The sequence below is a fragment of the uncultured Nostoc sp. genome (genome assembly GCF_937863485.1).
GTDB lineage: Bacteria > Cyanobacteriota > Cyanobacteriia > Cyanobacteriales > Nostocaceae > Nostoc.
In genome coordinates, this window is sequence record NZ_CALMFY010000080.1 from 15,714 (window position 1) to 27,489 (window position 11,776).

Sequence of the window (11,776 nt, forward strand, 5' to 3'; positions counted from 1 at the left end):
GGTATCGGCAAGATGGCAAAAATTCACAAGAGGGAAATGTTGGGTGTTTTAGGTGGTATGGGCCCCTTGGCATCGGCTGAATTTTTGAAGACAATTTATGAATATAATATTTTCGGTCAACGCGAACAACAATCACCTAAAGTTATTCTTTATTCTGACCCCACATTCCCTGACAGAACGGAAGCTTTGCTCAGGGGAGATGATGAAATTTTACTAGCTGATTTAATAGCCGCTTTAGATCAATTATGTGAATTAGATGTTTCAAAAATTGTTATTTGTTGCATAACTTCTCATTACTTACTGCCCAAATTGCCCTATGATTTAAGAGATAGAGTTATTTCTTTAGTAGATATCATCTTTAAAAAGATTTTAGACCAACAAAAAAAGCATTTATTAATTTGCTCAACCGGAACGCAAAAATTACAAATCTTTCAAAACCATATTCTTTGGCAGTTTGTTAAAAATGACATTATATTACCTGATGAAAACGATCAAAATTTAATTCATCAAATGATTTATTATCTAAAAATCAAAGGGGATTTTCAAAAGTGTCTACCCATTTTAGAAAATTTGCAATCAAAGTACAATGTAGAAAAATTGATCGCAGGCTGCACAGAAATTCATTTGTTAAATAAATATTTAGAGTCAATTGCAGGTAAGCAACACGAAAATATCTTTTTAGATCCGCTGACGATAATAGCACAAGAACTATGGAGTATTTCACATCTGCAAAATTATACAGATTTACCAAACATAATTGCGGCTTTCCAGTTTCTCTCCCGGATATTTTCGCAAGATTTACATGTTCCTCAAGCAATAGACCAATATAATTCCAAAAAATATGAACTCTCAAATTTATATTCAAGATTGGTTTAGTGAAACTGCTGATAAATTTAGCAAAAATACAGCTATTGATTGCGGCGAACGACAATTTACCTATGGTGAAATTGAAACGCAGTCAAATAAACTTGCAAATTTTCTCATTGAGCATGGCGCTATTAAAGGCTCAATGGTAGCGATTTTGGCTAAAGATTCTGTTAAATTTATTATTGCAATCATCGGTATTTTAAAAGCAGGCTGTGTCTTTGTACCGCTATTTTGCGATTTACCTGATGACCGAATTTATACCATCATTGCAGAAGTAGCTCCACAATGGTTAATCGTTGATGCCACAGGATTAACGAAAATTAGCAATGGTAGAACAGCAGAATTTTTACAATCGCCAGTTATTTGTTTAGAAGAAAATCGCAATTTTGATAATTTTAATCTGCTGAATTTTTACCTGAATAAGTATGCAAAATATTCTCAATTTGAGAAGCCAAATATTCAGATAAAACCAGACGATATGTCCTACTTATACTTCACCTCTGGTTCGACGGGTAAACCCAAAGGAATAGCAGGTCGTCTGAAAGCGATCGCTCATTTCATCAACTGGGAAATCCAAACATTTGGGATTAAAGAGTTCACCAGAGTTAGTCAATTAATTACTCCCGCTTTTGATGCTTTTTTGAGGGATATTTTTGTCCCCTTATGTTCTGGTGGTATCGTTTGCATACCGAAAGAAATTGATATTATCCTTGATACTAGAAAGCTAATTAAGTGGATAGAACGTCAGCAAATTAATCTAATTCATTGTGTACCTTCCTTATTTCGCTCTCTTCTAAATGAGGATTTAGACCCGAAAAAATTTTCATCTTTGCAATATATTCTTTTATCTGGAGAACCCCTACTGCCTGCGGATATTAGCCGCTGGATGGATATTTACGGCGACAGGATTCAGTTAGTCAATCTTTATGGGGCATCAGAAACAACAATGACGAAGTTCTTTTATTTCGTCAAGGCTGCCGATCGAGAACGACGGTCTATCCCTATTGGTAAGCCAATGGATGGAGCTGCGGCTTTAGTTGTTGATGAGCGAGGAAAAGCTTGTCCTCCGGGAATGGTGGGTGAAATTTATATTCGGACTCCCTATCGCACCTTGGGATATTATCAGCAACCAGAGTTAACCAATCAAGTTTTTATTCCCAATCCTTTTAGTAATAATCCCCATGATATTGTCTATAAAACGGGCGATTTCGGTCGAATTTTAGAAGATGGAAATTTTGAATGCTTGGGTCGTCGAGATGGGCAAGTCAAGATTAGAGGAGTGAGAATAGAATTAGGAGAAATTGAGAATTATCTGCGACTTCATCCATTAGTTAAGGATGTGGTTGTCGTAGATCGTGAAGACGCAAATAGTCATAAATATTTGTGTGCCTATGTTGTTCTCAAAAAAGAATTGGAATCAGGGAAATTGAGAGATTTTTTATTACAATCCATGCCAGAATCGATGATACCTTCAGTATTTGTGCTGATGGATGCTTTGCCGAGAACCATTAGCGGTAAAGTGGATAAGCGATCGCTCCCCGCACCCAATCGACAACAAAACCGAACTTTTGTACCACCCCAGACACCCATAGAGACACAGTTGGCGCAAATCTGGTCACAAGTCCTGAATCTTGACCGAGTAGGGTTAAACGATAATTTTTTTGAATTAGGCGGACACTCACTCAACGCCACTCAGCTACTTTCTCGCGTGGCTAAAACCTTTCAAGTAGAAATACCTTTGCGATCGCTGTTTGAGTCACCAACATTAGCTACTCAAGCTGAAAGTATTGAAACTCTGCATTGGGTAAAAGAAAGTCCACATCTTGAGGGCGCATTGGAGGAGGGAGAATTATGACAACCATCGAGTTTTTATCTGAGTTGCGCCGCAGCAATATTAAACTGTGGGTGGAAGGCGCGGCTCCAGAGGAGCTTCGCCTCCGTTATAGCGCCCCCCCAGGAACGCTAACACCTGCTCTCAAAGCCGAGTTATCACAACGAAAGGCGGAAATTCTCGATTTTCTGTGGCAAGCTACAGTTACTCCTGCGACTTATAGACCATTGCTACCCACCTCACGCAATGCCAAACTTCCTCTCTCTTTTGCTCAACAAAGGTTATGGTTTCTTGACCAATTAACCCCCGGTAGCTCGGTATACAATATTTCTGGAGCGGTTGAAATCCAAGGTTTACTCAACGTAGCAGCACTAGAAAAGAGCCTGAACGAAATTATTCAGCGTCATGAAATCTGGCGTACTTCCTTTAAAGCGGTAGATGGGGAACCGCTACAAGTGATTGCTCCCAGTTTCAGCTTCACGCTCAAGGAAGTGGATCTCACATTAATAGCAAAAAAAGAACAATTATATACAGTAAAATTACTAGTAGAAAAGGAAGCAGAACAGCCCTTCGATTTATCTAAAGCACCGTTATTAAAAGTAACGTTGCTGCAATTAGATGAAGTTAACTATGTACTAATTTTGACTATTCACCACATTGTTTTCGATGCTTGGTCTATGGGAGTGCTAATTGGGGAATTAGCGGCACTCTATGAGGCCAACTCTTTTGGCATACCGCATCTACTCCCTGAACTCCCGATCCAGTATGCAGACTTTGTCTGCTGGCAGCGACAGTGGTTACAAGGCGAGGTACTTTCAACCCAGCTTGCCTACTGGAAACAAAAGCTGAGTGGTAAGTTGCCTTTGTTGCAGCTGCCTACTGACCGTCCGCGAACGCCACAGCCAACTTTCCAAGGAGCAAAGCGATCGCTGACACTATCTAAGACTCTATCCCAGGCAGTGAAGAACCTGAGCCAGCAGTCAGGTGCAACTCTGTTTATGACGCTGCTGGCGGCATTCAAGACATTACTTTATCGCTACACAGGTCAAACAGATTTGCTAGTTGGCACAGCGACAGCAGGTCGCAACCTACCGGAAGTAGAACAACTAATTGGCTGTTTTGTCAATACTTTGGTGCTACGGACTGACCTTTCTGGCAACCCAACATTTTTGCAGCTGTTAGAACAGGTGCGAGAAGCGTCCTTAGCAGCATTCAATCACCAAGACTTGCCCTTTGAAAAACTGGTGGAGGAATTACAGCCAGAACGCCACCTCAGCTACTCACCGCTATTCCAAGTTGGGTTCGCTTTCTATAATGCTCCCAGAACAGAACTGAGGCTTCCTGGTTTGACCTTGAGTTCTCAGCCGATAGATAACGGTACAGCCAAGTTGGATTTAACCTTATCCTTTAAAGAAACTGACGAAGGATTAACTGGGTGTTTGGAGTATAAAACCGAACTATTCGATGCCGCCACGATTAACCGGATGCTAGCTCATTTTCAAACCTTGTTAGCGGGCATTGTTGCTAACCCCAAACAGCCCTTGAATGAGTTACCTTTGTTGACGACAGCCGAACGCCAGCAGTTATTGTGGAAGTGGAACCATACCCAAACAGACTATCCTAGTGATGTCTGCATTCATCAACTATTTGAGGCTCAAGTCGAGCGATCGCCCGATGTGATCGCACTGATATTTAATGACTCTACACTCACCTACCAGGAGTTAAACACCCAAGCCAATCAGCTAGCTCATTACCTGCGTTCACTGGGTATAAGACCAGAGATATCGGTGGGAGTTTGTATGGAGCGATCGCTTTTAACGATTGTGAGCATTTTAGGCATCCTGAAAGCGGGTGGTGTCTATCTACCACTAGATCCTAAATATCCCAAAGAACGCCTAGCTTTCACGATCGAAGATGCGAGATTGTCGGTGCTACTCACTCAACAGTCATTGGACATTGAAGCAGGAAAAAGCACAACTGTAGTTTTTCTAGATCAAGAATCGAAAATCATCGCCCAACACTGCAGTACTAACCTGAACCAAGTTGTCACACCCGATAACCTCGCTTACATTATTTATACATCTGGTTCTACAGGTAAACCCAAGGGCGTTCTCCTCGCCCATCGAGGATTGTGCAACCTAGCTACAGCCCAAATTCAGTCCTTCGATATCCGACCTGATAGCCGCGTTCTTCAGTTTGCCTCCCTCAGCTTCGATGCCTCAATCAGTGAAATTTTTATGGCTCTAGTAGCAGGAGCAACACTTTGTTTAGCAACCACTGATGCCCTGCTTCCTGGTGCAAACTTGCTGCGCTTGTTGCGCGATCGCGCCATCACAACCGTCACCTTACCACCATCTGTACTAGCAGTGCTACCAGTTGAAGAACTTCCAGCTTTACAGACAATCATCGTCGCTGGAGAAGCTTGTTCTGCTGATATAGTAGCGCGTTGGGGACGCGAGCGCCGCTTCTTTAATGCCTATGGCCCGACTGAAGCAACCGTCTGTGCCACGATTGCCGAATGCACAAATGCCCAAAATCAACCATCTATCGGTCGTCCAATTGCCAACACCCAAGTCTATATTTTAGATCGCCATCTGCAACCCGTGCCCATCGGCGTGGTAGGAGAACTGTACATTGGTGGCATTGGACTTGCCCAAGCTTACCTCAACCGTCCATACTTGACTCAAGAGAAATTCATCCCGAATCCGTTTATTGATTTTAAATTGCCGATTTGGGATTTTGGATTAAGCGATCGGGATGATAACTTACGATCCTCTAAAACTGATAATCTAAAATCTAATCGCCTGTATCAGACAGGAGATTTGGCACGTTATCTCCCAGATGGCAATATTGAGTTTCTGGGCCGTATCGATCATCAAGTGAAGATTCGTGGTTTTCGGATCGAATTAGGGGAAATTGAGACGGTACTGCGCCAACACGCAGATGTACTTACCTGCGTTGTGGTAGCCGATGAAGACCGCTTTGGTAAGCGTTTATTAGCTTATATCATTCCTGAAAATGGAATGACAATCAATCAGCAACAGCTAAAGGATTATCTCAAAGAACACCTACCAGATTACATGCTTCCTGCCGCCCTAACGATCCTAAACACCTTACCTCTGACCTCGAATGGTAAAGTTGATCGCCAAGCCCTTCCCGCCCCCGATACAGACAGAAGCCTCAAATTAGCAACCTTCGTCATGCCCCGCGACAGCTTGGAACTAGAACTAGTGCAAATTTGGGAAGAGGTTATGAACATCCGTCCTATAGGTGTCACAGACAATTTCTTTGACATTGGCGGTCACTCGTTGCTGGCGGTGCGTCTGATGGCTTTGATTCAGCAGCAGTTCGGGCGGGAGCTACCTTTATCGATTCTCTTTCAAGGCGGGACAGTCGAACATCTCGCAACCATTCTCCGCTCCGAAACGCCTTCTCGGCCTTGGTCTCCCTTAGTTGGCATCCAAACCGCAGGTTCCAAACCACCTTTATTTTGCGCCCATCCAATTGGGGGTAATGTTCTGGGATACGTGGCTTTGGGACGCTATCTCAGTCCAGATCAACCGCTTTACGCTCTACAAGCCCCTGGAGTTGATGGACAACGACAGCCCTACACCAATATTCCTGATTTAGCAGCCTATTATATCGATGCCTTGCAAGTTTTTCAGCCGACTGGGCCATACTTATTGGGTGGACATTCCTTTGGCGGACTTGTAGCTTTTGAAATGGCTCAACAGCTACAACAGCTAGGACAAGAGATAGGCTTACTTATGATTATGGATACACCAGCACCAATTCACAAGGGAGTTATTGAACCGATAGATGATGCGAGGTGGATGGTGAAGCGATCGCAAGTGCTAGAAAGATTTTTTGAGAAAAAACTGGCGGTTGACTACACAGAACTCCAGCAGTTAGAACCCGAAGCGCAATTCAACTATTTTTTAGAGAAATTGAGACGGGCCGATCTCATCCCCCCAGATGCTGGCCATGATATGATTCGCCACATCTTAGAAGTCCAAAAAGCGAGTCATCAAGCTTTAGTCAATTATCTACCACAGATTTATCCAGGTAAAATTACTCTCCTGCGAGCTTCTGAGATGGTAGCTGAAGATTCTAGAGGGGTGTTTTCTGGGAGCTTTTGTCAACCTGCTTTGGGTTGGGGTGAGTTGACTACTGAACCAATAAATATTTATGAGGTACTGGGCGATCATGTGACAATGCTTGTTGAACCTCATGTTAGAGTGCTGGCAGATCGGTTGAAATCTTGTATAAACAATAGCCGAAAGCCTGATTTTCAGGTAGGGGCAATTCATGTAGACGCATACTCATAGGTTGAAGCAAGTTACGCAAAACGTCTGTCTGCGACACGCTGTACGTTCTCTACGAGTTTTCCGTTCGCGCTAGCGTCTCTCCTTGGGAGAAGGAATAGCCGCAGGGTGTTGCTCCTACCGCGTCTAGTTTTGCATGAGTCCTACATATATCAATTAAAGGTTATTGGTGTAGATAATTGGTCTTTCAAAACGCGATAAATCGCGTCTATACATCATGATTTTGGGCTTACCTGAACTAATCGCTGTAAGTAATTTTGTTTAGACAAGGAGTTGTAAATGATTAATGATGATTTAGTAAAAATTGCTTATCAGGCAAATTCTTTATCAGAATGCCTTCGTAGAAGAACAAACTCAATTAATAAACAAGAAACTAACGATGAGTTAATTAAGCATTGGTGTGAAGTTGTTGCTCAAGGTAATTGGGAAAAATTTTACAAGCGCCTGCAATGGGATGGATTAGATATTAATACAGTTCGTTCGGTACTATTGAGTGTACCTATAGCAGAATCAGAGCCACTGCCAATCTGGGCAGAAACTTTGAAAGAAGTTATTGAAACTTCTGCCAATTTTCATTTAAATGAAGTAACTTCCGAAACCTACAAATTACCCATAGAAGCTGAAAAGCCGTTACCTTTTGCAGATGTCTTGTTACCTGCTGTCTTAGTAGGGCGGCAAAAATTACTAACTTTTTTGGGTTCGATGTCGCTATCCTCAGACTGTTTACCTTTAAACCTGCTTTCCGAAGCAGCTTACCTACAATTAGAGCATGGCTTACTACAAAGATTGGTAAATCTTAGTGCCAAAACCCTGCTATTGGAATTTACTAATTTCCGTCCCTATAATTATAGTTTACTCAACTTAATGTTAGAGAAATTAAAATTATCAGCAGAGGGAATATTAGGCAGTCCTAGTAAAAAATATTATCTTGATTTTGTCGATCATCTCTTACAAGATGGGTTGCTAGCTTTTTTTAAAAAGTATGCTGTTTTAGGTAGGTTAATTGCAACAACTGTTGATTTTTGGGTGGAGGCAACAGCAGAATTTATGCAACGTTTGCAAGCCGATCGAGCTAAAATTGAGAGGATTTTAGATTTTACAGAAGTTACTTTAGGAAAGGTTACAGCTATTACTGGTTCGCTTTCTGATGTGCATAATCGTGGTCGTTCTGTCTTAATTCTAACTTTTGCATCTGGGGAAAAACTAGTTTATAAACCCAAAAGTTTAGGTTTAGAAGTTATTTATAACCAGTTATTAAATTGGTGTAATCAGCACGATGCACCTTTAATTTTCAAAGTCATTAAAGTCTTCGATCGCCATACCTATGGTTGGGTTTTTGATTATATAGAACAATTGCCATGTGAGGATGAAGCAGCGGCACAGCGCTTCTATCAACGAGCCGGGATGCTGTTGTGCGTGTTGTATGTTCTGGGAGGAAATGACTGTCATTACGAGAATTTAATTGCTTGCGGCGAACATCCGGTGCTGATTGACGCAGAAACTCTATTACACCCTCAAACCAACCCGATAGAAGGCTCTGTGCAAGCTATAGAAGAAATGAGTGAAATTGAGCAACACTTCCAGGATTCCGTGCTGCGAACTGGACTTTTGCCCCGTTGGGACTTTAGCCCAGACAAGCGAGTTGCCTACGATGTCAGCGCTATAGGTAGTGTTAACTCCCAGCAAGCACCTTGGCGAATGCCACGCTGGAAAGCCGTCAATACGGACGAAATGCACTTGGTATATGAAGAAGTGAAATTACCTGTCCAGGCAAATGTACCGATGTTGCATGGGGTTGCGCTCTCGCCTAACGACTATCTGGAGGAGATAGTTGTAGGGTTTCGGCAAATGTATCATTTTTTAAGCGATCGCCGATCACCACTCCTGGCAAATGATGATTTTGTCACAGCACTACAAGCACAACAGGTACGGTTTATTTTCCGCCCTACGAATTTTTATCACGTCCTTTTAGAAAAAACGCTGACACCAGAATTTCTGCGTTATGGAATTGCGCGTAGTATTGAATTGGATATCCTTTGTCAAACTTGTCTGACATCTGGGCAAAAACCACAGGCTTGGGCAATTTTACGATCGGAACTCCAATCCTTAGAGCAGTTAGATATTCCCTACTTTGGAACATCTTGCAGTAGTGATGCCCTAACTGTTGGGCTAAAGCAACCGATAGAAAAATATTTTAAACAACCAAGTTACAACCAATTTCTCAAGCGGTTACAAAACCTCAACGAAACAGATTTAGCTAGCCAAATAGGGATTATTCAAGGCTCTTTTTATGCCAGAGTGGGGCAAAATTTTGTTGCTGAAGAACCACCAAATTCTAACTCTTTAAAAACTACTGATTTCTCCCAAACTGCTCCTTTAACCTCCTCTCAACTGCTCCAGCAAGCTGAAGCCATTGCTGAGGAAATTCAAGCCAGATCTCTGCATGATTCTGCTGGCAATGTCAACTGGATTGGCTTTAACTATGTTCCTAATGCTGAACGGTTCCAATTCCAGCCTTTGGGTTATAGTCTTTACGATGGTAGTTGTGGTGTCGCTTTATTTCTGGCGGCTCTTGCTTGTGTCACAGGTAATGCTCAGTGGGGAAACTTGGCTTTGAATGCCCTACAATCTTTGCAGACAGTATTGCAGACATCCAACAATTTATTCGCGCAAAAATTTGCTAACCGAATTGGCATCGGTGGAGCAACAGGAATTGGCTCTATGATTTATTCCCTAGTTAAAATCAGCCAATTTTTATCAAATACAGCCCTTATAGAAGATGCGCGGCTAGCTGCTCAGTTAATTACATCAGAATTAATCGCTGCTGACCAACAGTTAGACGTAATTGGGGGAGCAGTGGGAGCAATTTTAGGGTTATTAACACTTTATCAAGCAACAGGTGAAGCAAAGGTTTTAGAGCAAGCTATTAACTGTGGTCAACATTTACTTTCGCATCGCGTCAGCGAACAAGAACAGCCTAGAGCCTGGAAAAATATAGCCCAAAAGCCATTAACAGGTTTCTCGCATGGGGCGGGTGGTATTGCTTATGCTTTGTTACGGCTCTATGCTGTCACCGAAGACCAAGCCTATTTACAAGCGGCTCAGGAGGGAATTGCTTACGAATGCAGTGTTTTCTCAACCACCGCCGCCAATTGGCCAGACTTGCGCGATATTTATGATGGGCTATGCCAGTCTAGGTTTCTGGTTACTTGGTGTCATGGCGCTCCTGGTATTGCTCTGTCACGTTTGGGCGGTTTGTCAATTTACCAAACGGATGAAATACTTCAAGATGTGGAAGTTGCATTGCAGACAACTCTGAAGTATGGCTTACAGGGTTTAGACCATCTCTGCTGTGGCAATTTTGGTCGTATAGAGGTGTTGTTGGTGGCAGCCCAAAAACTATTCCGTCCCCATTTGCTAGAAATTGCCCAAAAGCAGGCTGCTTGGGTAGTGGCTCAACCAGATAGAGTAGTTACATATCATCTGTTTAACAACTTACCAAACTCTTTGTTTAATCCCGGTTTTTTCCAGGGGACAGCAGGGATTGCCTACCAGATGTTACGGCTGGCATACCCAGAGATGTTGCCATCTGTACTGTTATGGGAATAATATCAGTAGACCGAAAACTTTTGCGATCGCCAAAAAAAGTTTTTTTATTATGTGTAGCGAGCGCTTGCAAATGTAGTCAAATTCTAAATCATAACAGAGTATTAACCATACTCTGTTTCATGGCAATACGTAGCGGCTCTAATTGATAAGCTTTGACTTCTATACCGGCTCGGTAGGGGTGAAATCAGCGAGGCTGTCATTTGCCGCCACTTGATGGCTGAAAGATTCATCATGATTGGGTTTCAGAAAAAAAAAGATCAGGCAGTATCAAGTTGTAAGCGCTCATTCATGTCCAGTCGAAAAGTACCGTAAGGATTGACATGCGCCCAAATCAATGGCGATAACGCTCGCAAATCTTCTTTCGCCATCTGCTCCATCCAAGCAGGCTCCGCCAAAACCCTTTGAATCATTAGGGTATTGATGTAAACAAGACTTATTTGCAGTAAATGCAGGCATAACACTGATAATTCCTGTTCATCCAGGCGGTTGGTAGCAAATTCACTGTTCTTGCCGTAAAAAATAAAACTATTAGCACTATTCCAATTTTCTACTACATTCAATCCTTCATGAATCTCACGTCGCAAAGCCTCGTTATGCAGATAGTTACATAGAAAGACGGTTTTGACCGCTCTACCTAACTCAGAAAGTGCCTTTTGTGTTGGATGTTGAGGGGAGGAACGATAAAAGCGTTTCAAAGGATAAAAAAGCGCAGATGATGCATCATAGGGTTCAGGCACACAATTGCAGTCATTGATGAGCTTGTGAAATGCTTACGACGGTAACTGAGATTCGCGGCATAACGGCTGCGGTCAGCGGTTGCTAAAAACTCGAACTCAGCACGAGCGGCTTTCTTCAATCCGATGCACTGCAATTGTTAGACATCAGAAATGAACAAACTAACACTTTTACTATCATCAGATAGTTTAATCATTCGCTCAAAGCTTAGTCCTAGTTTTTTGAGCAGCTTTGCTGAACTATAATTGTCCGGTGTAGTGATAGCTACAATACGACTTAAGCCGAAGGTTCTTCTCCCATACATCATGACAGCAGAAGCAGATTCATAGGCGTATCCTTTTCCCCGGAACTTAGCCCTCTTTTGTCACTCTCGTCGTAGTATAATCAGTGACAACCCCTAGAAGTGTGG

General features: G+C 42.4%; 4 protein-coding genes and 2 pseudogenes. 4 read left to right on the forward strand and 2 right to left on the reverse strand.

Annotated features, from left to right (window positions below; genetic code table 11):
* The first annotated feature begins 12 nt into the window (after positions 1 to 12).
* The 4 genes from Q0541_RS10875 to Q0541_RS10890 all read left to right on the forward strand — a co-directional run bounded on the left by Q0541_RS10875 (position 13) and on the right by Q0541_RS10890 (position 10,632).
* Complete coding sequence (locus Q0541_RS10875; RefSeq protein WP_298909523.1) at positions 13 to 876, forward strand: amino acid racemase; 864 nt, start codon at positions 13 to 15, stop codon at positions 874 to 876.
* Positions 842 to 2,722 carry a non-ribosomal peptide synthetase gene (locus Q0541_RS10880; RefSeq protein ID WP_298909526.1) on the forward strand — a complete coding sequence of 627 codons (1,881 nt, stop codon included), beginning with the start codon at positions 842 to 844 and terminating at the stop codon, positions 2,720 to 2,722. The genes Q0541_RS10875 and Q0541_RS10880 overlap by 35 nt, the downstream gene beginning before the upstream one ends.
* Positions 2,719 to 7,026, forward strand: a complete 4,308-nt coding sequence (locus tag Q0541_RS10885) for an amino acid adenylation domain-containing protein (protein ID WP_298909530.1) — start codon at positions 2,719 to 2,721, stop codon at positions 7,024 to 7,026. The genes Q0541_RS10880 and Q0541_RS10885 overlap by 4 nt, the downstream gene beginning before the upstream one ends.
* 276 nt (positions 7,027 to 7,302) lie before the next feature.
* Entirely contained in the window at positions 7,303 to 10,632 is a 3,330-nt protein-coding gene (locus Q0541_RS10890; RefSeq protein WP_298909533.1) for a type 2 lanthipeptide synthetase LanM family protein, read from the forward strand.
* Positions 10,633 to 10,889: 257 nt separating this feature from the next.
* On the opposite strand, the pseudogene Q0541_RS10895 reads toward Q0541_RS10890, so the two are convergent.
* Both Q0541_RS10895 and Q0541_RS34410 read right to left on the reverse strand, forming a co-directional pair.
* A pseudogene (locus Q0541_RS10895) lies at positions 10,890 to 11,327 on the reverse strand (Tn3 family transposase); the annotation flags it as partial.
* Positions 11,328 to 11,506: 179 nt separating this feature from the next.
* Positions 11,507 to 11,710 (reverse strand): annotated as a pseudogene (locus Q0541_RS34410) (GNAT family N-acetyltransferase); the annotation flags it as partial.
* Between the last annotated feature and the right edge of the window lie 66 nt (positions 11,711 to 11,776).

Coding starts and splice junctions, on each gene's coding strand:
- Q0541_RS10875 (WP_298909523.1), top strand. CDS start 13: ATGGCAAAAATTCACAAGAGGGAAATGTTGGGTGTTTTAGGTGGTATG.
- Q0541_RS10880 (WP_298909526.1), top strand. CDS start 842: ATGAACTCTCAAATTTATATTCAAGATTGGTTTAGTGAAACTGCTGAT.
- Q0541_RS10885 (WP_298909530.1), top strand. CDS start 2,719: ATGACAACCATCGAGTTTTTATCTGAGTTGCGCCGCAGCAATATTAAA.
- Q0541_RS10890 (WP_298909533.1), top strand. CDS start 7,303: ATGATTAATGATGATTTAGTAAAAATTGCTTATCAGGCAAATTCTTTA.